Raw genomic sequence first — 23952 nt, 5'->3', positions numbered from 1 at the left:
AATGGCTGGCAGCAAGGCCGCAGTCGAGGAGATCGAGGTCGCCGGGCACACCGTACGGCTGAGCAGCCCCGACCGGGTGATCTTCCCGCAGCGCGGCTTCACCAAGGCGGACGTCTTCCACTACTACCTGTCGGTCGGCGAGGGGATCATGCGGGCCCTGCGCGACCGGCCCACCACCCTGCAGCGCTTTCCGGAGGGCATCGAGGGGGAGGCGTTCTTCCAGAAGCGGGTGCCGGCCCGGGGCGTACCCCCGTGGGTGTCCACCGCGGAGATCAGCTTCCCCAGCGGCCGGAAGGCCGCCGAGCTGTGCCCCGCCGACCTGGCGCACGTGGCCTGGGCCGCGCAGATGGGCACCGTGGTGTTCCACCCGTGGCCGGTGCGCGCCGCCGACGTCGACCGTCCCGACGAGCTGCGCATCGACCTGGACCCGCAGCCCGGCACCGACTTCACCCACGCGGCCACCGCCGCCGGTGAGCTGCACGGGCTGCTCGACGAGCTGGGCGTGACCGGCTGGCCGAAGACCTCCGGCGGCCGGGGCGTGCACGTCTACCTGCGCATCCAGCCGCGCTGGACGTTCGTCGAGGTGCGCCGCGCCACCATCGCGCTGGCCCGCGAGCTGGAACGGCGCCGCCCCGAGCTGGTGACCACCGCCTGGTGGAAGGAGGAGCGGGGCACCCGGGTCTTCGTGGACTTCAACCAGATGGCCCGCGACCGCACCATCGCCTGCGCCTACTCGCTGCGGGCCAACGGGCGGGCCACCGTCTCCACCCCCGTCGAGTGGGCCGAGCTGCCCGACGTCGACCCGGACGACCTCCACCTGGGCAGCGTCCCGGCCCGCTTCGCCGAGCGAGGCGACCCGCACGCCGGCATCGACGACGCCCCGTGGGACATCACCCCGTTGCTGGAGTGGGCCGAGCGGGACGCCGCGGCCGGGCAGGGCGACATGCCCTACCCACCGGAATACCCGAAGATGCCCGGCGAGCCGAAGCGGGTGCAGCCCTCCAAGGACCGGGACCGGCCGCGCGCCTGAGCGGTCAGCGGCCGGCGAGCGCCTCCACCGCCGCCTTGGCGGTGCGCAGGTCCGCGCCGGTCGCCCGGCGGTACGCCGCGATCGCCTTGATCTTCTCGCCCCGGGCCAGGTGCGCGTGCACCTCGGGCAGCTGGCGGCCGGGGTCGGTCACGCCCAGATGTCTCATCACCAGGTCCAGCCGCCGCTCGATCTCCGCCAGCCGGTATTCCTCGGGGCCGGGCCGACGGCCCGCGGCCAGCTGACCGGCGAGCAGCAGCAGGACCGCGACGAGCAGGATCTCGGTCACCATGACGATCAGCGAAGCAGATCGGCGCGAGCGGCGCGGATAACGATCACGTAACGCGCGCGAACCTTTCCCGCCCCCTGACTGGTCTACCTGGTCGTCGGCCCACCGGGGCCAGGGGAGGATGTCGGATGAAGCTGGTGTGGAGGCGGGCGGTCGAGGCTCGTGGACTGCTGCTCGCCGCCGCTGTCGCGGCCCTGGTCGCGGTCGCGTTGGTCACCGGGCTCTCCGACTACAACCGCCGGGCGGTCGGCGCCGGCGCCCGGGCGGTGCTGGACGCCGCCCCGGCCGAGGAGCGCAGCCTGCTGATCAGCGGCTCCGGCGGGCGGGACGCCAACGCGTACGCCGACCGGGACCGGGCGGTCCGCGCCCAGTTCGCCGACGGCCTCGGTGGCGTCCCGGTCTCGGTGGCCGCGGCCCGCTACGGCACCGGTCGGGAGCTGACCGGGGACCTCGGGCCGGCCCGCACCGACGACGACCCGATGTTCGCCAACCTCGCCACGCTGGCCGACCTGCCGGCGCACGCCGAGCTGACCGGCGGGTCGTGGCCGGCGCCCGGCGCGTCGCCGTTGCAGGTCACCCTCCCCGAGAAGATCGCCGGCCAGCTCGGCCTGCGGGTCGGTGAGCGGGTGCCGCTCTACGACCGCAGCGCCGAGCGGGCCGGGGCCGTGGTGCTGTCCGGCACCTGGCGGGCCCGCGATCCGGGCGACGCGTACTGGCGTCTCGCTCCGGGCGTGGGCGACAGCCAGGGCGACGCGGCGAGCGACTCGTACGGGCCGTTCGCGCTGGACCCGGCCGACTTCGCGCGCACCTTTCCGGGTTCGACCTCGGGCGCCTGGCTGGTCGCCCCCGACCTCGCCGTGGTCGAGCCGAGCCGGCTGACCGGGGTGACGGCGGCCCTCGCCACCGTCGTCGAGGAGATCCCCGACGCCACCGGCCTCGGCTCCTCCACGCAGACCGTGAGCCACCTGGACCGGCTGGTCGACCGGCTCGGCCGGGCGGACCTGGTGGGCCGGTCCGCCCTGCTCACTCCGCTGCTGCTGATCATGGTGCTCGGCGGGTACGCGCTGGTGCTCGTCGCCGCGCTGCTGAACGAGGACCGCCGCGGGCAGACCGCCCTGCTGCGCGCCCGTGGCGCCGCCCGCGGCCAGCTCGCCGGACTCGCCGTCCGCGAGGCGACCCTGGTGGTGGCCCCGGCCGTGCTGCTCGCCCCGGCGCTGACCGGGCAGGCCGTGCACCGGCTCGGCGGGGACCTGCGGCTGGCCGACGGCGGGGTGGCCCGGATCTGGCTGGTCGCCGTGGCCGCCGCGATCGGCTGCCTGCTCGCCATGGTGCTGCCGGCGCTGCGCCGGGCCGGCACCTACGTCGCGGACATGGCGGCCCGCTCCCGTCCCACCCGGGGCGCGGCCGTGCAGCGGGCCAGCGTCGACGTGGCCCTGGTCGCGTTGGCCGTGCTCGCCTGGACCCAGTTGCGGCAGTACTCCTCGCCGCTGGCCGGGGCCGGCGGGCGGCTCGGCATCGACCCGCTGCTCGCCACCGCGCCCATCATCGGCGTGCTGGCCGGCGCGGTGATCGCGCTGCGGCTGCTGCCCCCGGCCACCCGGGTCGCCGAACGCTTCGTGGACCGGCGGCCGTGGACGGCCACCATGTTCGGCATGTGGCAGGCCGGCCGCCGGCCGCACGCCGGCCCGGTGCTGCTGCTCGCCCTCGCCGTCGGCGGCAGCACGCTGGCCTGGTCGCTGGTCGCCTCCTGGGAACGGTCGCAGAGCGACCAGGCGCGGCACACCGTCGGCGCGGACCTGCGGCTGGTCGAGCGGAGCGGGGCCGCGCCCACCGACCGGGCCGGCCGGTTGGCCGCCACGGCCGGGCTGGACCGGGTGCTGCCGGCCTGGCGGGACGATGTCCGGCTCGGCCGCGACGACCGGCCGGCCAGCGTGGTGAGCCTCGACGCCGCCGCCGCGACCGGGATGCTCACCCTCGATGACGCGACCGGCGGGGCGTCCACCGCCGCGCTGCTGGACCGGCTGGTCAAGGGGCGGGCTGCGCCCGCCGGGGTGGTCCTGCCGGCCGGCGCGCACGCCCTCGCCGGCACCGTCCGTGCCCCGGTCGACACCCCGTTCGCGAACCCGCAACTGACCGTGTCCGCGCTGCTCGCCACCGATGCCGGCGCCGCCTGGCGGGTGCCGCTCGGCATCGCCGGAGGCGACGGTCACCCGGTGCGTTTCGCGGTGCCACTGCCGGCGACCGGGGGCGCACCGCTGCGGCTGGCCGGGTTCGAGGCCGACGGCGGGGAGGCGGTCGGCTTCACCTACCGGCTGAAGATCGACGGGCTCCGGCTCACCGACGCCGCCGGTGCGGCGCTGCCGCTGCCCCTCGCCGGGGACTGGCGGGTCACCGACACCGCGCAGGGACCGCACGACCCGGCCCGGGTCGCTCCGACCACCGTCGACGCCACCCACAAGATCGACCTGCCGGACGGGGCCCTGGAGTTCGCCCGCCAGCCGTCCTCCCGGTTCGCCGTGGTGCCCGCCGCCGACGACCCGCCGGTGCCCGCCCTGGTCACCCCCGGCGTCGCCGCGGCGCTGAACATCCACACCGGCGACACCGTTCCCCTGCAGCTGTCCGGGGTGTCGCTGCCGGTGAGGGTGGTCGGCCAGGTGACCGCCGTGCCCGGCACCGCCGGCGACGGCGTGCTGCTCGACCTGCCCGCCGCCACCAACCTGCTGCTCCGCCAGCAGGGCACCGTCCGGCCGGTGGCCGAGTGGTGGCTGCGCACCGACGCCGGCGGGCACGCCGCCGCGGCGGAGCAGCTGGCCGGGTTCCCCGGCACCACGCTGCTGGACCGGCGGCAGGTCGCCGCGGAGGCGGCCCGCGACCCGTACTGGCGGGGCGCCCGCACCGGGCTGCTCGCCGCCGCGCTCGGCTCCGTGCTGCTCGCCCTGGTCGGCCTGGCCGTCGACGTCTGGGCCACCACCCGGCACCGGCTCACCGAGTTCGCGGTGCTGCACACGCTCGGCGCGAACGCCCGGCTCCTGGCCCGCGCGCTCCTCGCCGAACAGGCGTTCCTGGCCGGCATCGGCGTCGGCGTCGGGCTGCTGGTCGGGGCCGGCGTCGCGGCCACCATGGTGCCGTTGGTGATCCTCACCCCGGCCGCCGGCCGGCCGGTGCCCGAGGCGGTGTTCACGGTGCCGTGGTCGCCCGTCGGGCTGACCGCCGTCGGGCTGCTGCTGGCCGCGCTGGCCTTCGCCGCCCTCATCACCACCGGCATCCGCCGCCGGGTGGCCGCCGCACAGCTCCGGATCGGGGGAGAACGATGAGTCCGTCAGGTGCGCCGCGGCGGGTCCGGGCGTACGGGGGGCACTTCCTGCTGCTCGCCGTCCTGACCCTGGTCACCGCGCTGCTGATCACCGCCCTGCCCCGGGTCGTCGACCGGCTCACCGGGCAGGGGCTGCGGGAGCACGTGGCCGCCCAGCCGGTGGCCCGGCGAGACCTGACCTACAGCACCGAGCAGATGATCGTGCCCCGGACCGCCTCCCGGGTCGCCGCCACCCGCGCCGCCGAGCTGGACGCCCTCGAGGCGCGCATGCCTACGGCCGTGCGGGAGGTCATCGGCGAGCGGTGGTACGCCGCGGAGACCGGGTTCACCCGGTTGACCGGGCCGACCCTGAGCGCCGACAAGGGCCTGATCGACGTCAGCCTGCGCAGCGTGACCGGCCTGCCCGAGGCGGCCACCCTGGTCGACGGGCGCTGGCCGGCCGGTGGCGCCGGCGCCACCGTCGAGATGGCCCTCGCCGACACCGTGGCCGGTCGGCTCGGGATCCGCGCCGGCAGCACCTTCGCCCTGTCCGTCCTCGACGAGCGCGGCAAGCCGGTGCGGAGCATCCGGGTGGCCCTGGTCGGCGTTTTCCGGCCCACCGACCCGCACGGCGGGATCTGGGACGCGCTGCCGTCGATGCTGCGGCTCGCCGCGCCCACCGGCGACGGGAAGCCGTTCCTGTCCGTCGCGTACACCTCCGAGGCCGCCTTCGACGCGGCGGCCACCTCCGGCTGGCCGGTCAGCTTCAGCTGGCGCTACCGGGTGGCCCCCGACCGGTTCAGCCCGGGGCAGCTCCCCGCCGCCGTGGCCGGGCTCGCCGCGATGGAACGGACCCGGCCCGCCGGGCTCACCCTGACCCAGGGCGTCGACATCCCGCTGCGCCGCTTCGCCGAGTCGCTCGCCGCCGCCCGTACGCTGCTCGCCGTCATCGCGGCCGGGCTGCTCGCCACCCTGGCCGGTCTGATCCTGCTCGCCGCCCGCCTCGCCGCCCGCCGCCGCCAGGGCGAGTACGCGCTGCTGCGCGCCCGGGGCGGCGCGACGACCGCGGTGCTGGGCCGCGGCCTCGCCGAGTCGCTGCTGGTGCTGCCCCTCGCCGCCGGCGTGGGCTGGCTGGTCGGCGGGCTGGTCCCCGGTGGCGGCGCCGAGCTGCGCTGGGTGCTGCTCGCCACGCTGCTGGCCACCCTGGTCCCGCCGCTCGCCGCGCTCACCGCCGGCCGCGGCGGTGGCGGCCGGAGCGACCTGGTCGGCGCCCGGTCCCCGGCCGTGCGGCTCACCGTCGAGGGGACCGTGCTGGCGGTCGCCGCGCTCGGCGCGTTCCTGGTGCGCCGGCGGGGCCTCACCCTCGACGGGACGGTGGACCCGCTGCTCGTCTCGGTGCCGGTGCTGCTGGCCGTCGCCGCCGCGCTGGTCGCGCTGCGCGCCTACCCGTGGCCGTTGCGGCTGCTCAGCCGGGCCGCCGCCCGCGCCCGGGGGAGCGTCGCGTTCCTCGGCACGGCCCGCGCCGGCCGGGCCGCCGCCACCGGCCCGCTGGTCGTGGTGGTGCTGTCCGTGGCGACCGCCGCGTTCTGCGGGGTGGTCGCCACCGGCATCGAGAACGGCCGGGACCGCGCCGCCGCGGCCGCCGTGCCCGGGGACGTCCGGGTCGACGGGGACCGGTTCGCCCCGGACACCACCGACGCGCTCGCCGCGCTGCCCGGCGTCCGCGCGGTCACCCCGCTGCTGGTCGAGGCCGGCCAGCGCCCGTACGCCGACCAGGCCGGCCGGTTCGCCGAAGTGGGCGACGCCCGGGTGCTGCTGGTCGACGGCGCCCGGTTCGCCGAGGTGGCCCGCCGCGCGGGCGTCCCGGTGACCGTCCCCGACCCGCTGCGCGCCACCGGCGACGGCACCACCCCGCTGCCGGCGCTGGTCTCCCCGGCGCTCGCCGACGAGCTCACCGACGCCGGGCTGGCCGACCCGGCCGGCCGGCGCCCCGCCTGGCTGGACGTGCAGGGCAACCGGTTCCCCGTGCGCACCGCCGCGACCGTCGACGAGTTCGTGCTGGTCGACCGGAGCGTGACCCGGTTCGTGGTGCTGCCCTGGCCGGCGCTGCCCGCGGACGCTCTGCACCCGCTCGCGCCCACCGGCTTCCTGCTGGCTGGCGACCGGGTCGACCCGGCCTCGGTGGCCCGGGTGGCCACCGAGGGGCAGGAGCGCTACCAGCGCACCGGGGTGGTGACCGGCGGGGAGCGACCCACCCAGCCCACCGTCACCACCCGGTCGGCGGTCCGCGCCGAGCTGGGCGGCAGCGGGGTGAACGGGCTGCTCGTCTTCGGCTTCACCATCGGCGCGGCCGGCGGGGCCGTGCTGGGCCTGTTCGCGCTGGCCTTCGCGGTGCTGGCCGGGGCGCGCGGACGCGGTCAGGTGCTGTCCCGGCTGCGCACCATGGGCCTGTCCCGCCGGCAGTGGCGCGGTCTGCTGCTGGTGGAGCTGACCCCGCTCGTGCTGGTCTCCGTGCTCACCGGCGCGGTGGTCGGCGCGCTGCTGCCGGTGCTGCTCACCCCCGTGCTCGGCCTGTCCGCCTTCACCGGCGGGATGGCCGTGCGGGCACGTTTCGAACCCGGCCTGGTGGCCGGGGTGCTGGGCCTCGCCGTGGTGGCCCTCGGCTTCGCCGTCGCCGTCGAGACCCTGAACAACCGTCGGATGCGCCTCGGCGAGGCGCTCCGGCTCGGAGAGGAGAGCTGAGATGACCGCGATCGCCGAGGCGTCGGCCGTACCGGACCTGGCTGCCCTTCAGCAGCGCGCCGCGGAGCGCGCCGCCGAACGGGCCGGCGGGCGGGACCGGCTGCGCGGGCACATCGTCTGCGACGGGCTGGTCCGCATCTTCAAGACCGAGGGGGTGGAGGTCGTCGCCCTCCAGGGCCTCGACCTGGTCATCGACCGGGGTGAGCTGGTGGCGATCGTCGGCGCCTCCGGGTCCGGCAAGTCCACCCTGCTGAACATCCTCTCCGGGCTGGACACCCCGACCGCCGGCATCGCCCGGGTCGCCGAATACGACCTGCTCGCCCTGTCGAACCGGCGCCGGCTCGCCTACCGGCGCCAGATGGTCGGCTTCGTCTGGCAGCAGACCGGCCGGAACCTGCTGCCGTACCTGACCGCGCTGGAGAACGTCGAGCTGCCGATGAAGCTGGCCGGTGGCCGTTCCCGGCGGGCCCGGCGGGAACGGGCCCGCCAGCTGCTCGACATGGTCGGGGTCGGCTACTGCGCGGACCGCCGGCCGGGCCAGCTGAGCGGCGGCGAGCAGCAGCGCTGCGCGGTGGCCGTGGCGGTGGCCAACGACCCGGAGGTGCTCTTCGCCGACGAGCCGACCGGTGAGCTGGACGAGGCCACCGGCGCCGAGGTCTTCGCCGCGCTGCGCACCATCAACGCCGAGCTGGGCGTCACCATCGTGGTGGTCACCCACGACCAGGCCGTGGCCGGTCAGGTCCGCCGCACGGTCGCCATCCGCGACGGCCGGACCGCCTCCGAGGTACGCCGCACCGCCCGGGTCGCCGCCGACGGCAGCACGGAGCTGGTCAGCGAGGAGTACGCGGTGCTCGACCGGACCGGCCGCATGCAGCTGCCGGCGTCCTTCGTGGACAGCCTGTCCCTGCGCGACCGGGTCCGGCTCAACCTGGAACCCGACCACGTCCAGGTGCGGCCGGGCGACCGGGCGCACGACGAGGAGAGTGAGTGATGACCGAGCAGCTGACCGTGGCGCCGGCCCGCGTCGCCGTCGACGAGGTGGTCCGGGTGGAGAGGGTGAGCCGCACCTTCGGCAGGGGCGAGCACGCCGTCCACGCCGTACGGGACGTCTCCTTCGTGGCCGGCCGGGGTGAGCTGGTCGCGGTCCGGGGCCGCTCCGGCGCCGGCAAGACCACCCTGCTGAACCTGGTCGGCGGGTTGGACCGGCCGGACAGCGGGCGGGTGCGGGTGGCCGGCCACGAGGTCACGACCGCGAGCGAGCGGGAGCTGCTGGCGCTGCGCCGGGGCACCGTCGGGTTCATCTTCCAGACCTTCGGCCTGGTGCCGATCCTGTCGGCGGCGGAGAACGTCGGGGTGCCGCTGCGGCTGGCCAAGCTGCCGGCCGCCGAGCGGGAGCAGCGGGTGGCTGTGCTGCTGGAGCTGGTCGGCCTGGGCGGGCACGCCGCGCAGCGCCCGTACGAGCTGTCCGGTGGCCAGCAGCAGCGGGTGGCGGTGGCCCGGGCGCTGGCCAACGAGCCGGACCTGCTCATCGCCGACGAGCCGACCGGCCAGCTCGACTCGGAGACCGGCCGGTCCATCATGGACCTGCTCCGGGCGGTGGTGCACGCCCGCGGCATGACCGCCCTGGTCGCCACCCACGACCCGGCCCTGATCGACATGGCCGACCGCACCCTGACCCTCCGCGACGGCCGCCTCCTCCCGGACTGACCCACCCCGCGCCTCGTTGATCATGAGGTTGACGGCAGTCGGACACGGCGTGTCGCGCCGCCAATCTCATGATCGACGGGGTGGGGCGGGGTGGCGGCGGTGGTAGGACCAGGTGAGGGCCAGGAGGAGGGGGCCCCAGAGGAGGAGGGGGGAATAGCACGCCAGCAGGAGGGTGAAGCCGGGTGTGGTGAAGGCGAGGTCGTTGCCCTGCACGACCACGCCCCAGGCGGCGTAGCCCCAGATCAGCGTGAGCGCGGTGGCGCCGGTGGTAGCGGCCGTGACCGCGAACCGGGGCGGCACCCGCCGGCCCCCGACCAGCGGTAGCCAGCTCGCGAACACCTCGCCCCACGGGCGGACCAGGCCGAGCGCGAGAAGCGCCAACCCCTCCGAGACCAGGCTCAGCGAGACGATGTAGAGGCTCTCACCGAGGCCGGGATCGACCGACGCGCCGATCGGCAGGCCGGCGACCAGGGCGATCCGCCACAGCCCGGACGGCAGCACGACCAACGGGATCAGGTGGGCGACGCGAACCGCCCAGGCCGGCACGGGCCGGCCCGCGGGACAGTGGACGGTGCCGGACACGGTGGCGCTGGTCATCTGACCTCCCGGTGCTGGAAACTGCCCTCCAGCCTGCCGAGCGGTCCGGCCCGGGTCCTCCCCCCGACCGGGGAATCAGCTCCCCCGAGCCGGGGAGGGATCGTCCGGCAGCGCTCCCGCCAACGGGACAAGCAGGCAGCCGAGCAGGGCCAACAGCGTCCCCGCGCCGGGGCCTGTCGACAACATCCCGTCCTCGATCCGGTACGAATCGGTGGCGGACAGGTACCACCAGGCGGCGGTGAGGGCGCCGCCGCCGAGCACGGTCGAGATCAGGAGCCCGCGGCTGACATCGCGCCACAGCGAGCGGGACGGGCCCACCCGGGCCAGCGAGACCACGGCGACCAGCCCGCACACCAGCGCCCAGGGCAGCGCGATCCACAGCAGCTGCGAACCGGGCCGCAGCGCGACCCGGTCCGGGTAGACGGTGTGCCAGGCCGGGAACGCCGCGGTGGTGAGGACGGCGAGCAGGCCGGCGCCGAGCAGGGCGGCCCCGAGCCGCCGTCGGCGGGACAACGGAGCACCGAATGTGGCCATCGCCGCCAAGCTACCTCGTCAGAGGGCCAGCTTCATGCCCTCGTGGCTGGCCACGAAGCCGAGGTTGCGGTAGAAGCGGTGCGCGTCGGCGCGGCTCTTGTCGGTGGTGAGCTGCACCAGCGCGCAGCCCCGCTCCCGGGCCCGGTCGATCGCCCACACCATCATCTCCCGGCCCAGCCCCCGGCCGCGCAGGTCGGAGCGGACCCGGACCGACTCGATGAGGGACCGCTCGGCGCCGTGCCGGCCCAGCCCCGGGATGTAGGTGATCTGCATGCAGCCGACCAGTTCGCCGCCGGTCTCCGCGACGACCAGGTGGTTGCGCGGGTCGGCGTCGATGGCGGCGAACGCCCGCTCGTACGCCTCGTCCACCTCGGTGAAGTCGCGGGCCTTGCCGAGCACGTCGTCGGCGAGCAGGGCGATGACGGCGGGCAGGTCGGCCCGGACGGCCTCCCGGAAGATCACGTCGGTCATGCCGGGCAGCCTCGCACAGTCACGCCCGGCGATGCGGTCGCGCCGGTTGCCGGCACCGGGCAGCATGTGCGCCATGGACGACCTGCTGCTGCCGTTCCGGTGGATCTACCGGGGCCTGGTCTGGTTCGCCAACTCGCCCCGCACGCTGATCACCTCGTACCTGCTCATGATCATGGTGGCCGGCGTGCTGTACAGCCAGGCCGAGCACAAGAACGCGGCGGACTCGATCTGGTGGGCCGTGGTGACCGCGTCCACCGTCGGCTACGGCGACATCTCCCCGACCTCCCTCGCCGGGCGCTTCCTCGCCGCGCTGCTCATCTCCACCATGGTGCTGCTGGTCATCCCGCTGATCACCGCACACTTCGCCAGCCGGCTGATCGTGGACGACGACGCCTTCGAGCACGCCGAGCAGGAGGAGCTGAAGGCGGACGTGCGGCGCCTGCGGGCGCTGGTGGAGGAGATGGCCGCCCGGCAGGGCATCGAGGTGCCCGAGCTGGGACGCCCCGAACCGGCCAGCCCGACCCCGCCCTGGGAACGACGGCGCCGGCGCCGCCGGACCCGGTGAGCACGGCCGGCCGTCAGGGCCGGTCGAGCCAGGTACGCAGCGCCCACCACCAGCGGACGGTCTCCGGTACCGGGCACCGCGCGCCCTCCTCGACCGGCGGCCCGCCGGTGAGCTCCCGCAGCCGGCGCAGCCGGTAGCGCACGGTGTTCGGGTGGACGTGCAGTCCGGCGGCGGTCTGGTCCAGCCGCTGGCCGTGGTCCAGCCAGGCCAGCGCGGTCGTGGCCAGCTCCCGGTGGAACTCGTCGGCCGGGTCGAGGCCGCCGAGCAGCACGCCCCGGAGCAGCTCGGCGAGGGCCGGCTGGGCGGCCAGCGCGGTCGGGACGGCGAGGTCCGTCACCAGGTGCAGGCCGCGCAGCCGCCGGTGCGCCGCCGTGCGCAGGGCGGCCGCGCAGAGCGCGTACATGGCCGGGGTCCGGTCCAGCGGCCGGACCGGGGCGACCACCACCAGCAGGTCGACCGGGCCGGCGGCCGGGAGCCGGGGGGTGAGACCGGCCAGCCGGTCCTCGACCGTGCCGAGCACCCCGCCGCACCCGGCGAACTGCCGGTGCAGCGCGTGCGCCCGGACCGGGTCGGGCTGCTCGGCCACGAGGCAGTGGTAGCGCCCGTCCGGGCGCAGCCCGAACCGGGCCAGCTCGGCCGGCGGCACGCCCGCCGGCCCGCCCAGCAGCAGCCGGCGCAGCAGCCGGGCGCGGGCCGGCGCGCCGGTGGCGGCCAGCTCGCGCTCGGCCGCCCGGTGACCGTCGACCACGGCGCGTTCCACGGCCGCGGCGTACCGGCCGATGGTGAGCAGCCCCTCCAGCAGCACCTCGTCGGGGATCCCCGCCGCCCGCCCGTGCCGGACCACCAGCTCCACGGCCCGGTCCCGACCGCCCTGCACGCCGCACAGCAGCCCCGCCACGGAGACACCCTGCGCGGCCCGGTCGGCGCCCAGTCGGCGCGCCTCGGTGAAGTCGCGCTCACCCGGGTCCTCCCGCCGCTCCAGCGCGCCGAGCCCGCTGGTGAGCAGGAGGACAACCTGGCGGTGGACCTCCGCGGGCGGGAGCCGGGCCACCTCGGGGGAGTGCGCGCGGGCGGCCCCGACCACCTCCCCTACGGCGACCGGGTCGGCGGCCAGGTCGCGCAGCAGCGCGCCGAAGGAAGGTGCGCTCCCGGTCCGGGTCATCGGCTTCCGCCGCCTCCCGTTGTCGTCGCGGCACAACCGGGCCGGCCGGGCGTTGGCGTCCGGTCCCTATCCGGTGCGGCCGGCGGGTTGCTCTCCTGATTGTTACCGCAAGGTAACACCGCCCGGCGCAGAGAGAAACGTTGATGTCGCAACCCGCCACCAGGAGGCGTCCATGACTCCCGCCCCGACCCGCCCGCCCCGTCGCCGCGGCCGCCGCGCCGCCCTCGCGGCGCTGGCCGCCCTCGCCCTGGCCGTGCCGGCCCCGGCGGCGGCACCCCGCCCCGCCGCGGCCGCCGCCGGCCTGCAGGAGGTGATGTTCGTCGGCAACAACTGGGAGGGCACGGCCGACGTCATCCGGTCCCGCGGCGACTACGCGCGGCTCGGCCGGATCAACGTGGTCCCGGACCGGACCGAGCGGCTGCGCGAGATCTACCTGAACCCGATCCGGCTGGCGTTCTTCCTCGGCATCCGGCAGGGCCCGGGGGAGGGCCACGACCAGCTCGTCGACGACATGTACACCACGCCGGACGGCACCGCCCTGGTGGTGTCCCGGCCCAGCTTCGCCGACGTCGTCTCCATCGACCTGGCCACCGGCCAGATCCGCTGGCGCTTCGCGGTCTCCGGCTACCGCGCCGACCACATGGCCGTGTCACCGGACGGCAGCCGGGTGGCCGTGTCGGCCTCCACCGGCAACACCGTGCACGTGCTCGACATCCGCACCGGCCAGCAGGTCGGCTCCTTCCCCACCGGGGACAAGCCGCACGAGAACATCTTCACCGACGGCGGCCGGCTGCTGTGGAACATGTCCATCGGCGAGGTGAACACCGACCTGGACGCCCCCTGGCTCGACTGGACCAAGGGCGACCGGCGGATCACCGTCGCCGACACCACCACCTTCGGCGTGGTGAAGGTGATCGACATGCGGTCGCGGCTGGATGCCGCCGGTCGCCGCGACCTCTCCGACGCGGTCCGCCCGGCGGTCTTCACCCCGGACGGGAGCCGGCTCTACTTCCAGGTCTCGTTCTTCAACGGCCTGGTCGAGTACGACGTCGCCACCGACCGCGTCACCCGGGTCGCCACCCTGCCGAAGAACCCCGCCACCAGCGAGGACCGCACCACCTGGGTGAACGACTCGCGGCACCACGGCCTGTCGGTCAGCCCGGACGGCGCCCGGCTCTGCGTCGCCGGCACCATGGACGACTACGCCACCGTCGTCGACCGGGCCACCCTGCGCGAGGGGACCCTGGTGCCGGCCAGCAAGCCGTACTGGGCCACGGTCAGCGGGGACGGCCGGGACTGCGTCATCTCCGAGTCCGGCGCCGACCGGGTCACCGCGATCAGCTTCGCCACCGGGCAGAAGGTGGCCAGCGTGCCGGTCGGCGACCACCCGCAGCGGGTCCGCATCGGGCACCTGCCGCTCGACTGGACGCCCCCGGCGGCCGGCTGACCGGCCCGCGCACCGTCACCGGGCGGGGCAGCGCAGCCCCTCCCGGGGGACGGTGAGCGAGACCAGGTAGGCGTCGACGGCCCCCGTCACGCAGGCGGTCTGCGGATAGGCCGTGTGCCCCTCGCCCTCCCAGGTGAGCACCCGGCCGACGCCCAGCATCGAGGCCAGCGCGGCGGTCTGCTCGTAGGGCGTGGCCGGGTCGCCGGTGGTGCCGACCACCAGGATCGGCGGGGCACCCGCCGCCTTCCCGGTCGGGTACGGGTCCCGCCCGCCGGGCCACTCCACGCAGCCGAGCATCCCGACCGCCAGCGCCGGGCCGAACAGCGGGTACTTCTGCCGCCACTGCGACTGGACCGACCGGATCCGCTCCCGGGTCGGCTTCTCGGTCTCGTCGGCGCAGTTCACCGCCATGTTCGCGTCGAACATGTTGGAGTAGTGCCCGTCGTCCTCGCGGCCCGCGTACGCGTCGGCCAGCTTGAACACGCCGCTCGGGTCGCCGCCCTGCAACGCGTCGACCGACCGGGCCAGCTCCTGCCAGCCCTGCTCGGTGTAGAGGGAGGAGATGACCGCGTAGAACACCCAGCCGGCGGTGGCCTCCCGCCCGTCCCGGCCGCGCACCGGAGAGACCCTGGCCTTGTCGATGGCCGTGGTCACGGCGGCCCGCGCGTCGGGCGCGATCGGGCAGCGACCGGCGTTCGCCGCGCACCAGCGGGCGAAGTTGTCGAACGCCCGCTCGAAGCCCTTCGCCTGACTCTCCGAGCCGGCCATGAGCTTCTGCCGCGGATCCACCGCCCCGTCGAGCACCAGCGCCCGCACCCGCTGCGGGTAGAGCTGGGCGTAGGTCGCGCCGAGCAGGGTGCCGTAGGAGTAGCCGAGGTAGGTCAGCTTGTCGTCGCCGACGGCCGCGCGCACCGCGTCCATGTCCCGCGCGGCCTGCTCGGTGCCGTAGAGCGGGAGCTGGGCGCCGTACTTCGCGCCGCACCGCTGGCCGATCCGCCGGTTGAGGTCCACGAAGCCGTCGAAGGACGCCTGGCTCTCCGGGTCGGGGTCGTAGCCGAAGCTGGCGTCCAGGTCGGCGTCGGAGATGCACTTCACCGGGCTGGACCGGGCCACCCCGCGCGGGTCGAAGCCGACGATGTCGAACCGGTCGGTCACCTCGGCCGGCAGCCCGCCGAACCCCGGCCCGAAGGACAGGTAGACCGCGGTGTCCACGCCCGACGCGCCGGGCCCGCCCGGGTTCACCACCAGCGACCCGATCCGGTCGCGCTGCTTGTCCGACCGGATGCGGATCAAGGCGATCTCGAAGGTCTCCCCGGCGCCCGGACCGGCGGTCGCGCCGGTCGTCGCGCCGGTGCCCCAGTTGCGGGGGACGGCGATCCGGGCGCAGTCGTAGCGCATGCCCGTCGCGCCCCGCCCGACCAGCTCGTCCGGCACCTCCGGGCAGGGCCGCCAGGTCGGCGCGCTGCCCGGCGCGGCCGCCTCGCCCTGGCTCTCGGCCCGCGGGGCGAACGCCGGCAGCGTGCAGCCGGCCGTGAGCACCAGCGCCGCGAGGAACCCGGCCAGGGTGGGCCGGCGGCGGAGCCGGACGGAGAAGCGGGTCACGTGGGAGCCCTCCATGATCGTGTGGACCGCCAGGCTACGCCCGGCCCGTCCCCTCGCCGGCGGTTGCCGCCGGGTCCCCCCGGAGCACCTCGTCGACGTCGTAGCGGATCGGGCGCTCCAGCTGCTCGTAGGTGCAGGAGCGGGGATCGCGGTCGGGACGCCAGCGGACGAACTGGGCGGTGTGCCGCAGCCGGTCGCCCTCCATGGCGTCGTAGCCCACCTCGACCACCAGCTCCGGGCGTAGCGGCTCCCACTCCAGGTTCTTGCCGCCGGTCCACCGGCTCACCCCGCCCGGGATGCGCTGCCCCCGCTCGTGGTCGCCGTGCACCCACGGGTGGTCGCCGCCGACCTCCCGGTAGGGCTCCAGCTCGTCCAGCAACTCCTTGCGGCGGGCCGCCGTGAACGAGGAGCTGACCCCGATGTGGTGCAGCACCCCGGCGTCGTCGTAGAGGCCGAGCAGCAGCGAGCCGACCACCGGGCCGGACTTGTGCCAGCGGAACCCGGCCACCACGGCGTCGGCGGTGCGCGCGTGCTTGACCTTGAACATCAGCCGCTTGCCCGGCTCGTAGGGCAGGTCGGCCGGCTTGACGATGAGCCCGTCCAGCCCCGCCCCCTCGAACACGTCGAACCAGCGCCGGGCCGTCTCCGGGTCGGTGGTCACCTGGGTGACGTGCACCGGCGGGCGGACCTTGGCCAGCGCCTTCTCCAGGCGGCCCCGGCGCTCCGGGTAGGGCCGGTCGGTCAGCAGCTCGTCGTCGAGGGCGAGCAGGTCGAAGGCGACGAAGTCGGCCGGGGTGGTCTCGGCGAGCAGCTTCACCCGGGAGGCGGCCGGGTGGATCCGCTGGGCGAGCAGCTCGAAGTCGAGCCGAGGCTTGCCGCCGGGGCCGTCCCGGCGGATCACGATCAGCTCGCCGTCGACCGCGCACCGCTCCGGGAGCTGGCGGCGCGCCTGCTCGACCACCTCCGGGAAGTAGCGGGTCATCGTCTTGCCGCCGCGGCTGGCCAACTCGACCTCGTCGCCGTCGCGGAAGATGATGCAGCGGAAGCCGTCCCACTTGGGTTCGTAGGTCAGGCCGGGATCGGTGGGCAGTTGGGGCACGCTCTTCGCCAGCATCGGCTCGACCGGCGGATTGATCGGCAGGTCCACGGCGACCAGTCAATCAGACCCCACCGACGGTGGTGAGCCGGATCACCGGCGCCGCCGGGCGGCGTGTCCCGTCCCGGTCCCGTTCGTCACCCGCGCCCGGATGGTGAAACCGCAGGTCAGCGCTACGGTCGCGGCGTGCCGGAGTGGAGCTGCGGATGCTGCGGTCGCTGGCGGGTCAGCGTGGAGCTGATCCGCGGGCGCTACCGCTACCGGCTCGTGCACCGCTACCCGGCCGAGCACGGCGGCGGCGCGAACGTCGTCGGCGAGGTGGCCTCCGTGGCCGAGCTGGAGCTGCTGCTCCGCCGGTACGCCCCGGTCGGCCTGGCCGACCTCCGCGAGGCGGCCTGACCGGGATCACCCGCGGTCGATCCCCGGCGTAGCCTGACCCTGATCACGTCAGGGAGGGGAGCGGCATGCGCTTCGTCGAGTCCGTCGAGATCGCCGCCGACGTCGACCGGGTCTGGGCGGTGCAGACCGACGTGGAGCGCTGGCCGGAGTGGACCCCCTCGGTGACCTCCGCCCGGCGGCAGGAGCCCGGGCCGCTCACCCTCGGGGCGACGGCCCGGCTGGCGCAGCCCCGGCTACGCCCGGCGGTCTGGCGGGTCACCGAGTTCGACCCGCCGCACCTCTTCGTCTGGGAGTCCGACAGCCCGGGCGTGCACAGCCGCGGCGAGCACCGGCTCGTCCCGCTGGCCGACGGGCGGGTCCGCGCCGAGCTGGTGATGGCCCAGACCGGCCCGCTGGCCGGGCTCGTCGGGCTGCTCGCCGGCCGGACCATCCGCCGCTACCTGCGGCAGGAGGCCGACGGGCTCAGGCGCCGCTGCGAGCAGGGCTGACCCCGCCGGGCGCGACCACCTTCTCCAGCACCGCCAGGCGGTTGCCGTTCTCGTCCGGCCGGTGCGTGACGACCCGGTAGCCGCGCCGCGCGTACAGGCCCAGGTTCTCGGCGCTCTCCGCGCCGGTGAACAGGGCGAACCGGGCCACCCGACCGGCGCACGCGGCCTCCACCGCGGTCAGCAGCCGGCCACCGATGCCCCGTCCCTGCTGGTCCGGGGCGACCGAGAGCCGGCCGACGTGGGCGGTGTCGCCGTCGACGCGGGCGCGTACCGAGCCGACGAGGCGGGGCCCGAGCCGGGCGGCCAGCACCACGGTGGGCCCGGCCAGGGCGGCGCGCACCTCGTCCAGGGTCTCGGTCAGCGGCGGCAGGAACAGGTCGCGGTAGCGCTGCGCCTCCACCAGGTACGCGGCGCGCTGCACCGTGAGGATCTCGCCGGCGTCCGCGACACCGGCCGGGGCGACGGTCAGCTGGTCGGTCACCCGACAAGCCCACCACAGCCCGCCGCACCGGCGCCGGGCGGGCCACCCCGCCCGGCCGTACGCTGGCGGGGTTTCCGCGAGGAGGAGGCCGACGTGCCCGAGCTGACGTACCCCGAGGTGGGCGCGACCCGCGACGGGCGCCTGCCGGCCGGCTACGACCACCTGCGCCACCGGGTCCGGCTGCCCGACGGCGGCTTCCCGACCGCGGCGGACGCGGTGCTCGGCTGGCGGCTGCACCGGGCCGCCGGCGTCGTCATGCGGACCGACGCGCCGCGTGCCGCCCCCGGCGTGCGGGTCACCCCGGGGCTGGGCGTCGGCCCGCTGCGGGTCTGGGGCCCGACCGAGGTGGTCTGGACGGTCGACGAGCCGGACCGGGCCGGGTTCGGCTACGGCACCCTGCCCGGGCACCCGGAGATCGGCGAGGAGGCGTTCCTGGTCACCCGGACCGCCGGCGGGGTCTGGTTCGAGGTGACCGCGTTCAGCCGGCCGGCCCGCTGGTACGTGCGCGCCGCCGGGCCGCTCACCCGGGCCGTCCAGCGGGCGTACGCCTGGTGGCTCGGCCGGACCCTGCGCCGGCTCTGCGCCGGCCATCAGGCGACCGCCCGGGGTCAGTAGCCGGCGAAGGAGCGGATCGGGGCGCGCGGCCCGTACTTCGGCGCCTGGATGCCGGCGGCCTCCAGCAGCACGCAGACCCGGCCGCGGTGGCCCCGGAACGGTTCCAGCAGGGCCAGCATCCGGGCGTCGTCGCCGCGCGGCTCCCCGGCCAGGGCCCAGGCCACCGTGTTCGGGACGTGGTAGTCGCCGACGCTGACCGCGTCCGGGTCCCCGTACGCGATCCGGACCACTTCGGCGGCGGTCCACGGCCCGATGCCGGCGATCGCGGTGAGCCGGCGGGTGGCCTCGGCGGCGTCGGCGCAGCGTTCCAGCCGGTCCGCGACAGCGGCCGCGCGGCGCAGCGTGTCGGCGCGCCGCTGCTCCACCCCGAACGGGTGGAAGACCCAGTACGGCGTGGCCGCCACCGCGGCGGCGTCGGGCGGCAGCAGCAGCGGCTGCAGCGGGCCCGGCGCCGGCTCCCGGAAGTGCCGCACGGTCGCGGAGTACGCCCGGTACGCCTCCTTGCCGGTGACCTTCTGCTCGAAGACGGCGCGCAGCAGCCGGGGGAAGACCTGGCCGGTGGCGGGCATCCGCAGCCCGTGGTGCTCGCGGGCCAGCCGGGCCACCAGCGGGTGCGCGCCGGCCAGCGCGGCGAACCCGGTGAGGTCGTCGCGGAGCCCGGCCACCGCGTCGGCCCGCTCGACCACCCAGTCCGCCCCTGGGCCGTAGCCCTCGGCGACCAGGTCGCCCGCCTCGGGGCGCAGCGCGAGGGTGGCCGGTCCGGCCGGGGTGCGGGTGGCCCACCAGAAGCTGCCGGCGGCGATCCGGGCGCACGGGTCGTAGGGGCTGAAGGTGAGCGCGCGGACCGAGGCGGCCAGCCGGTAGCCGGCCGGGGGGCGCAGCGTGCGGCGGGCGGCGGGGGAGGTCACCCCGCCACTCTGCCATGACCTGCGCGGAACACGGCGCGCCGCCGGCCCGCATGTGTTCGGGGTCCGGCGTGTGGGGTGCGGCGCCGGCCCGTATGTGTCTCGGGGGTCCGGCGTGTGGGGTGCGGCGCCGGCCCGTATGTGTCTCGGGGGTCCGGCGTGTGGGGTGCGGCGCCGGCCCGCATCGGGCCGGCGCCGCGTCGGGACGCGGGGCTGCCGGATAGCCGTCGTCCCGGAACCACGACGGTGGCCGGCCGCGCCCTCCCCGGCTGCGACCGGCCACCGTGTCCGGGGTCCGTCAGTAGGAGTAGCCCGAGTCGCCGCCCGAGTCGCCCGACGCCGGCGGGGCGACCGCCTTGGGGGTGCCGGAGGGCAGGCAGGTGAGGTTCTTCTTGCCGTTCGGGTCGACCACGAACCAGGTGCCGCCGACGCCCTGGCCCTTCCACTGGCCGGGCTTCTTGTCCCCGATGTAGCGGTAGACCGGCCAGCCCCCGATGGTGATCTGCCGGGTACCGTCCTGCCGGGTGACCGTGCTGACCTTGTCGTCGGAGACGCCCTGGAGCTGCGGGTTGCCGTCGGTCAGCGCGGGCGGCCAGACCTGGGCGCACTTGTCCACGCAGTTGGACTGCGGTGGGTCGGCCGAGTCCTTGTCGAACCGGTACAGCACCCAGCCGTCCTGGTCGGTGACGACCTTGCCCATCCGGGGCAGCTTCTTGCCGACCAGTTCGTCGGTGAGTTGCACGTCGGACGGGGGAGCCTTGTCGGCCGGCGCGTCCGGAGACGCGGAGGCTTCCGGTTCGGCCGACGCGGTGGGTTCGGCCGCGGCGACGGCGACCGGCTCGGCCGCGCTCGAGTTCGCCCCGTCGTAGCCCGCGGGGGCGCAGGCCGTTAGTGCGACCATCGCGCTCGCGACGATGACGGTCGTCCGCTTCAGGTTTGCCACGTGCCCTCCTCGTTCTTGGCAGTTCGCCGAGTAGTACGGGCGGTGCGCTGTCAAGGTTGAAGAGAAAAGGGTGCTCCATTTCACAGTGGATCCGTTGAACCGATCCGGCCGGCGGCGCGTGGGGGAGCACGTCGGGATCGGCGTGGCCGGGCACGACGGAACGGCGCCGGGCGGTGTCGCTGCCCGGCGCCGGCGGTCCGGCGGGATCAGAGGTCGCTCACCGTCACCAGCGGGCTGGCGATGCCGTTGACGTCGACCGACTGCACCTGGATCTTCTCGATGTCCTTGAGCGGGGCCGAGGTGGACGCGCTCAGCTCCAGCGGCAGCTGGTTGGTGTTCGTGCCGTAGCCGCCGCCCGGCACCGACCAGGTGCCGATCACCTCGCTGGTGGCGTTCTTCCGGACCACGACCAGCCGGCAGGTGCGCGGCCCGGGCAGGCGGGTGAGCTGGAGGTCGATCTGCGTGCCGTACTCCTTCGACGCCAGCCACATGGTGGTCTTCACGCCGGTGCCCGGGTCGACGGCGTTGTGCTGGTCGCCCTCCTGCTCGTTGCCGCCGACGTTCGGGTCGTTGGGGTCCGACGGCTCGCTGGCCGGCGGGGCCGTGACGGGCGCCGTGAGGGTCGGCTCGGCCTGCGGCAGAGGCTTGTCGTCGCCGCCGAACACCCCGGCCATGCCGACGCCGCTCAGGCCGCCGAACACCACGACCGCCGCCGCGGCGGCGAAGACCTGCCGCATCCGGGTGCGCCGCCGGTCCCGGCGGACCGCCACCAGGGTGCGGTCCAGCAGCGCCGGGTCGGTGTGCGTCTGCTCCAGCGCGGCCATCGCCTCGCCGTCGATGCCGGACAGCATCCCCACCACCGGGACCATCGTCTCCAGCTCCGCCGCGCACGCCCAGCAGGTGGCGAGGTGCTCCTCGAACCGCTCCGCGTCCTGCGGGTCCAGCACGCCCAGCGCGTACGCGGCGACGTCCATGTGGTCCGCGCGGCTCATTCCGTCACCCCCCTCTCCTGCAGGGCCGTGCGCAGCGCGCGCAGCGCGTAGTAGACCCGCGACTTCGCGGTGCCGAGCGGAAGGCCCAGCTCCTCGGCCGCCTCGGGCACGGTACGCCCCCGGAAGTACGTCGCCACCAGGATCTCCCGGTGGGACTGGCTCAGCGTACGCAGCGCGTCCGCCACGGTCATCGTGCGCAGCACCCGGTCGGTGCTGTCCGCCTCGGCGAACGCGGTCAGGTCCCGGTCGTACGTCTCCGCGGGGCGGGCCTGTTCGCTGCGGTGCTCGTCGATGGCGATGCGCCGGGCCACCGTGACGAGCCAGGGGCGCAGCGAGCCCTGACCATGGGTGCCCAGCCGGTGCGCGTTGCGCCAGGCCCGCAGCAGCGTCTCCTGCACGATGTCCTCGGCGCGCTGCCGGTCACCGCCGGTCAGCCGCATCACGAACATCAGCAGGGGCCCGGCGTGCTCGGCGTAGAGCAGGCGGATCAGCTGGTCGGAGTGGCTCGCCTCGGTGGACGTGGCCTGGTGGCGTCCGGGCGCCGGTCGCGGCGTCACCGGGTCATTCTGGCGATCCGAGGGACAGGCGTCGACCCCTCGACCCGACCTCGACGCGCGCGACCGGGGCTGTGCCCGGGCGAACATCCACTCGGGCCTCGCCACCTCGCCGTGCCAGCCGGCCGCCACCGCGTGCATGCAAGACCTCCGGTGTCCAATGACTCAGCCGACCCCCCACGGGCATGGCCGCCCGGTGATACGGATCGGCCCGCCGGGCGGATCAACGCCGGACGGAAAAAATTCCGGGCGGGGGCGGTGTGGAGTCGGTGGCGTCGGCGTCGTGGACCACCGGGGCGCCCCCGGCGAAGCGGTCCAGCTCGGCGCCGGACAGCACCCGGCCGGGGAACCAGTCGCCGGCGGCCCGCCGGGTCAGCTCCGGCACCGGCGGCTCCACCCGGGACGCGACGAGCACGAGGTTGCCGTAGCGCCGGCCGCGCAGCACCGCCGCGTCGCCGACCAGGCAGGCGCGGGGCAGCACGGTGCGCACCGTGGCGACCTGCCCGCGGGCGTGCCGCAGCGGCGGGCCGTCGGCGATGTTCGCCAGGTAGCAGCCGTCGGGCCGGAGCACCCGGGCCACCTCGGCGGCGTACTCGGCCGAGGTCAGGTGGGCGGGGGTGCGGGCGCCGGCGAAGACGTCCGCGACCACCACGTCGTAGCTGCCGTCCCGGCTCGACGCCAGGGTGGCCCGGGCGTCGGCGACCCGGACCCGCAGCCGGGGGTCGGCCGGCCAGGGCAGCTCCCGCCGCACCAGCTCCACCAGCGCGCCGTCCACCTCGGACACCCGCTGCGTGGAGCCGGGACGGGTGGCCTGCACGTAGCGGGGGAGGGTGAGCGCGCCGCCGCCCAGGTGCAGCACCCGCAGCGGCGCGCCCGCCGGCGCGACCAGGTCGATGGCGGCGGCCAGCCGCCGGACGTACTCGAACTCCAGGTGGGTGGGGTCGGTGAGGTCCACATGGGACTGCGGGGCCCCGTCGAGCAGCAGCGTCCAGGAGCCCGGCCGGTCCGGGTCCGGCACCAGCTCGGCCTGGCCGGTGTCGACCTGCGTGACCGCCCGGTCCGCGCCGCGTCGGCGGCCCATCAGCGCCGGATCCCCCGGGCCGCCGCGGTGAGCACCCGGTGCAGCAGGCGGGCGTCGCCGAGCATCCCGCGCAGCCGCCGCTCCAGGCCGGCGATGGGGATGAGGTTCTGCGGGGCGCGGGGATCCTTGTACGGGCTGGAGGCGAACCGGGGCAGCGTGACCAGGGACAGGTCGGCCAGCCCGATGGCCTCGGTCTCGGTCAGCTCGGCGGAGCACTCGACCCGCACGATGCCGGCCCACGGGGCGCCGCCGGCCACCGGCAGCCGCAGATACCACGAGTAGCCACCCCATGCGGTGCCCAGCCGGAACACCGGGCAGCGCTGCCCCGGCGCCAGCCCGGTGACCACGGCGGTGAGCCGCCCGTCCAGGTACTGGCTGTGCTGGGTCTTGATGTAGCCGAGGGTGCGGGGCAGGTTCCGCCGGCTGCGCAGCGGCCCGTCCACCACCAGCAGGTCGCCGTCGGCCCGCACGGCGTCGGAGACCGCCACCTCCAGGGCGGTCAGCGGGCCCTGCACGGCGGCGGGGAGCTTGCTCAGCTCGCCCGTGCCGCTCACCCGGTGCACCGGGTAGTGGATCGCGCCGGCCACCACGTCCTGCGCCGACGGGCTGGCCGTGAACAGGCCCCGGTCCACCCGCGACCCGGCCAGTTCCGCCACGCCCCGCTCCAGGTCGCAGCGGACCACCCCCGCCGCGTACGAGGCGGCGATGCCCGGGAACGACCCGCCGTCGTCCTCCGCCGTCCAGACGCTGGCGTCGATCCGGCGTACCCCGTCGACCAGCAGTACCACGTCCGGGGCGGCGACGTCGCGCCGCACGTCGACGGCCCGCCAGTCGGTGGCGGGCAGCTCGACGTCGGCGTCGACCTGGGCGCTGCTCGGCGCCGCCGGGCCGCCCCCACCCGCCTCGAACGACGCCCCGTAGGCCGGGTCCCACGCGTCGACGAAGAACCTCGTCACCGGGCCG

At 75.9% G+C, this 23952-nt stretch carries 24 protein-coding genes; 10 read left to right on the top strand and 14 right to left on the bottom strand.

The genetic code is table 11. The features are described from left to right. The first annotated feature begins 1 nt into the window (after position 1). Entirely contained in the window at positions 2–1030 is a 1029-nt protein-coding gene (ligD, locus tag RMN56_RS03175) for a non-homologous end-joining DNA ligase (protein WP_313722353.1), read from the top strand. Between the two features lie 4 nt (positions 1031–1034). On the opposite strand, the gene RMN56_RS03170 is transcribed toward ligD, so the two are convergent. Continuing rightward, positions 1035–1319 carry a hypothetical protein gene (locus RMN56_RS03170; protein WP_313722352.1) on the bottom strand — a complete coding sequence of 95 codons (285 nt, stop codon included), beginning with the start codon at positions 1317–1319 and terminating at the stop codon, positions 1035–1037. Between the two features lie 125 nt (positions 1320–1444). On the opposite strand from RMN56_RS03170, the gene RMN56_RS03165 reads away from it, so the two are divergent. Genes RMN56_RS03165 through RMN56_RS03150 form a run of 4 tightly spaced genes read left to right on the top strand, consistent with a single transcriptional unit; the run spans position 1445 to position 9057 of the window. Beyond that, entirely contained in the window at positions 1445–4630 is a 3186-nt protein-coding gene (locus tag RMN56_RS03165; protein WP_313722351.1) for an FtsX-like permease family protein, read from the top strand. Beyond that, positions 4627–7350: an FtsX-like permease family protein gene (locus RMN56_RS03160; protein ID WP_313722350.1), complete on the top strand. Its 2724-nt coding sequence runs from the start codon at positions 4627–4629 to the stop codon at positions 7348–7350. Before RMN56_RS03165 ends, RMN56_RS03160 begins: the two co-directional genes overlap by 4 nt. Position 7351: 1 nt before the next feature. After that, on the top strand, positions 7352–8341 hold the full coding sequence (locus tag RMN56_RS03155; protein ID WP_313722349.1) for an ABC transporter ATP-binding protein: 990 nt from the start codon (positions 7352–7354) through the stop codon (positions 8339–8341). Continuing rightward, positions 8341–9057: an ABC transporter ATP-binding protein gene (locus tag RMN56_RS03150; RefSeq protein WP_313722348.1), complete on the top strand. Its 717-nt coding sequence runs from the start codon at positions 8341–8343 to the stop codon at positions 9055–9057. Before RMN56_RS03155 ends, RMN56_RS03150 begins: the two co-directional genes overlap by 1 nt. A 66-nt stretch (positions 9058–9123) precedes the next feature. On the opposite strand, the gene RMN56_RS03145 is transcribed toward RMN56_RS03150, so the two are convergent. The 3 genes from RMN56_RS03145 to RMN56_RS03135 form a co-directional block, all read right to left on the bottom strand. Beyond that, positions 9124–9654 carry a hypothetical protein gene (locus RMN56_RS03145; RefSeq protein WP_313722347.1) on the bottom strand — a complete coding sequence of 177 codons (531 nt, stop codon included), beginning with the start codon at positions 9652–9654 and terminating at the stop codon, positions 9124–9126. A gap of 75 nt (positions 9655–9729) precedes the next feature. Continuing rightward, complete coding sequence (locus RMN56_RS03140) at positions 9730–10188, bottom strand: hypothetical protein (protein WP_313722346.1); 459 nt, start codon at positions 10186–10188, stop codon at positions 9730–9732. Positions 10189–10206: 18 nt separating this feature from the next. Further along, a complete protein-coding gene (locus tag RMN56_RS03135; protein WP_313722345.1) occupies positions 10207–10659 on the bottom strand; it encodes a GNAT family N-acetyltransferase in 453 nt (150 codons plus the stop codon). A 73-nt stretch (positions 10660–10732) separates the two neighbouring features. Here RMN56_RS03135 and RMN56_RS03130 point away from each other — a divergent pair, with 73 nt between their 5' ends. Then, the gene (locus RMN56_RS03130) at positions 10733–11224 is read left to right on the top strand and encodes a potassium channel family protein (RefSeq protein WP_313722344.1); all 492 of its coding nucleotides are present in this window, start codon (positions 10733–10735) and stop codon (positions 11222–11224) included. A 13-nt stretch (positions 11225–11237) separates the two neighbouring features. Here the strand turns inward: RMN56_RS03130 and RMN56_RS03125 are convergent, their stop codons facing one another. Next, a complete protein-coding gene (locus tag RMN56_RS03125; protein WP_313722343.1) occupies positions 11238–12386 on the bottom strand; it encodes an RsbRD N-terminal domain-containing protein in 1149 nt (382 codons plus the stop codon). Between the two features lie 172 nt (positions 12387–12558). Between RMN56_RS03125 and RMN56_RS03120 the strand changes: the two genes are divergently transcribed. After that, positions 12559–13833, top strand: a complete 1275-nt coding sequence (locus RMN56_RS03120; RefSeq protein WP_313722342.1) for a YncE family protein — start codon at positions 12559–12561, stop codon at positions 13831–13833. Between the two features lie 15 nt (positions 13834–13848). Here RMN56_RS03120 and RMN56_RS03115 read toward each other — a convergent pair whose 3' ends face one another. Together RMN56_RS03115 and RMN56_RS03110 are read right to left on the bottom strand one after the other, a co-directional pair. After that, positions 13849–15435 carry an alpha/beta hydrolase gene (locus RMN56_RS03115; protein WP_313722341.1) on the bottom strand — a complete coding sequence of 529 codons (1587 nt, stop codon included), beginning with the start codon at positions 15433–15435 and terminating at the stop codon, positions 13849–13851. 34 nt (positions 15436–15469) lie between these two features. After that, positions 15470–16582 carry an ATP-dependent DNA ligase gene (locus RMN56_RS03110; RefSeq protein WP_313722340.1) on the bottom strand — a complete coding sequence of 371 codons (1113 nt, stop codon included), beginning with the start codon at positions 16580–16582 and terminating at the stop codon, positions 15470–15472. A 135-nt stretch (positions 16583–16717) separates the two neighbouring features. Between RMN56_RS03110 and RMN56_RS03105 the strand changes: the two genes are divergently transcribed. Together RMN56_RS03105 and RMN56_RS03100 are read left to right on the top strand one after the other, a co-directional pair. Beyond that, entirely contained in the window at positions 16718–16930 is a 213-nt protein-coding gene (locus RMN56_RS03105) for a hypothetical protein (RefSeq protein ID WP_091311643.1), read from the top strand. A 65-nt stretch (positions 16931–16995) separates the two neighbouring features. Then, complete coding sequence (locus RMN56_RS03100) at positions 16996–17418, top strand: SRPBCC family protein (RefSeq protein WP_313722339.1); 423 nt, start codon at positions 16996–16998, stop codon at positions 17416–17418. On the opposite strand, the gene RMN56_RS03095 is transcribed toward RMN56_RS03100, so the two are convergent. Beyond that, positions 17393–17899, bottom strand: coding sequence for a GNAT family N-acetyltransferase (locus tag RMN56_RS03095; RefSeq protein WP_313722338.1), 507 nt, complete (start codon positions 17897–17899; stop codon positions 17393–17395). The two genes, RMN56_RS03100 and RMN56_RS03095, sit on opposite strands and share 26 nt — an antisense overlap. Before the next feature lie 93 nt (positions 17900–17992). Here RMN56_RS03095 and RMN56_RS03090 point away from each other — a divergent pair, with 93 nt between their 5' ends. Beyond that, the gene (locus RMN56_RS03090; protein ID WP_313722337.1) at positions 17993–18514 is read left to right on the top strand and encodes a DUF1990 domain-containing protein; all 522 of its coding nucleotides are present in this window, start codon (positions 17993–17995) and stop codon (positions 18512–18514) included. Here RMN56_RS03090 and RMN56_RS03085 read toward each other — a convergent pair. The 6 genes from RMN56_RS03085 to RMN56_RS03060 all read right to left on the bottom strand — a co-directional run bounded on the left by RMN56_RS03085 (position 18508) and on the right by RMN56_RS03060 (position 23945). Next, a complete protein-coding gene (locus RMN56_RS03085; protein WP_313722336.1) occupies positions 18508–19422 on the bottom strand; it encodes a DNA-3-methyladenine glycosylase family protein in 915 nt (304 codons plus the stop codon). The genes RMN56_RS03090 and RMN56_RS03085 overlap by 7 nt on opposite strands. Positions 19423–19717: 295 nt before the next feature. Then, positions 19718–20362, bottom strand: a complete 645-nt coding sequence (locus RMN56_RS03080) for a hypothetical protein (RefSeq protein ID WP_313722335.1) — start codon at positions 20360–20362, stop codon at positions 19718–19720. Between the two features lie 206 nt (positions 20363–20568). Next, positions 20569–21354 (bottom strand): anti-sigma factor family protein, encoded by a 786-nt coding sequence (locus RMN56_RS03075; RefSeq protein WP_313722334.1) that lies wholly within the window; start codon positions 21352–21354, stop codon positions 20569–20571. Next, positions 21351–22049, bottom strand: a complete 699-nt coding sequence (locus RMN56_RS03070; RefSeq protein WP_151465193.1) for a sigma-70 family RNA polymerase sigma factor — start codon at positions 22047–22049, stop codon at positions 21351–21353. Before RMN56_RS03070 ends, RMN56_RS03075 begins: the two co-directional genes overlap by 4 nt. An 82-nt stretch (positions 22050–22131) precedes the next feature. Next, a complete protein-coding gene (locus RMN56_RS03065; protein WP_313722333.1) occupies positions 22132–22989 on the bottom strand; it encodes a spermidine synthase in 858 nt (285 codons plus the stop codon). Further along, positions 22989–23945, bottom strand: a complete 957-nt coding sequence (locus RMN56_RS03060) for a hypothetical protein (RefSeq protein ID WP_313722332.1) — start codon at positions 23943–23945, stop codon at positions 22989–22991. The genes RMN56_RS03065 and RMN56_RS03060 overlap by 1 nt, the downstream gene beginning before the upstream one ends. Positions 23946–23952: the final 7 nt, after the last annotated feature.

The sequence above is a fragment of the Micromonospora halotolerans genome, from assembly GCF_032108445.1.
GTDB classification, from domain to species: Bacteria; Actinomycetota; Actinomycetes; order Mycobacteriales; family Micromonosporaceae; genus Micromonospora; species Micromonospora halotolerans.
This window is presented reverse-complemented; position numbering and strand designations above follow the sequence as displayed.

Coding starts and splice junctions, on each gene's coding strand:
- RMN56_RS03145 (WP_313722347.1), bottom strand. CDS start 9,654: ATGACCAGCGCCACCGTGTCCGGCACCGTCCACTGTCCCGCGGGCCGG.
- RMN56_RS03165 (WP_313722351.1), top strand. CDS start 1,445: ATGAAGCTGGTGTGGAGGCGGGCGGTCGAGGCTCGTGGACTGCTGCTC.
- RMN56_RS03070 (WP_151465193.1), bottom strand. CDS start 22,049: ATGCACGCGGTGGCGGCCGGCTGGCACGGCGAGGTGGCGAGGCCCGAG.
- RMN56_RS03100 (WP_313722339.1), top strand. CDS start 16,996: ATGCGCTTCGTCGAGTCCGTCGAGATCGCCGCCGACGTCGACCGGGTC.
- RMN56_RS03075 (WP_313722334.1), bottom strand. CDS start 21,354: ATGAGCCGCGCGGACCACATGGACGTCGCCGCGTACGCGCTGGGCGTG.
- RMN56_RS03155 (WP_313722349.1), top strand. CDS start 7,352: ATGACCGCGATCGCCGAGGCGTCGGCCGTACCGGACCTGGCTGCCCTT.
- ligD (WP_313722353.1), top strand. CDS start 2: ATGGCTGGCAGCAAGGCCGCAGTCGAGGAGATCGAGGTCGCCGGGCAC.
- RMN56_RS03140 (WP_313722346.1), bottom strand. CDS start 10,188: ATGGCCACATTCGGTGCTCCGTTGTCCCGCCGACGGCGGCTCGGGGCC.
- RMN56_RS03135 (WP_313722345.1), bottom strand. CDS start 10,659: ATGACCGACGTGATCTTCCGGGAGGCCGTCCGGGCCGACCTGCCCGCC.
- RMN56_RS03150 (WP_313722348.1), top strand. CDS start 8,341: ATGACCGAGCAGCTGACCGTGGCGCCGGCCCGCGTCGCCGTCGACGAG.
- RMN56_RS03130 (WP_313722344.1), top strand. CDS start 10,733: ATGGACGACCTGCTGCTGCCGTTCCGGTGGATCTACCGGGGCCTGGTC.
- RMN56_RS03065 (WP_313722333.1), bottom strand. CDS start 22,989: ATGGGCCGCCGACGCGGCGCGGACCGGGCGGTCACGCAGGTCGACACC.
- RMN56_RS03160 (WP_313722350.1), top strand. CDS start 4,627: ATGAGTCCGTCAGGTGCGCCGCGGCGGGTCCGGGCGTACGGGGGGCAC.
- RMN56_RS03125 (WP_313722343.1), bottom strand. CDS start 12,386: ATGACCCGGACCGGGAGCGCACCTTCCTTCGGCGCGCTGCTGCGCGAC.
- RMN56_RS03120 (WP_313722342.1), top strand. CDS start 12,559: ATGACTCCCGCCCCGACCCGCCCGCCCCGTCGCCGCGGCCGCCGCGCC.
- RMN56_RS03170 (WP_313722352.1), bottom strand. CDS start 1,319: ATGGTGACCGAGATCCTGCTCGTCGCGGTCCTGCTGCTGCTCGCCGGT.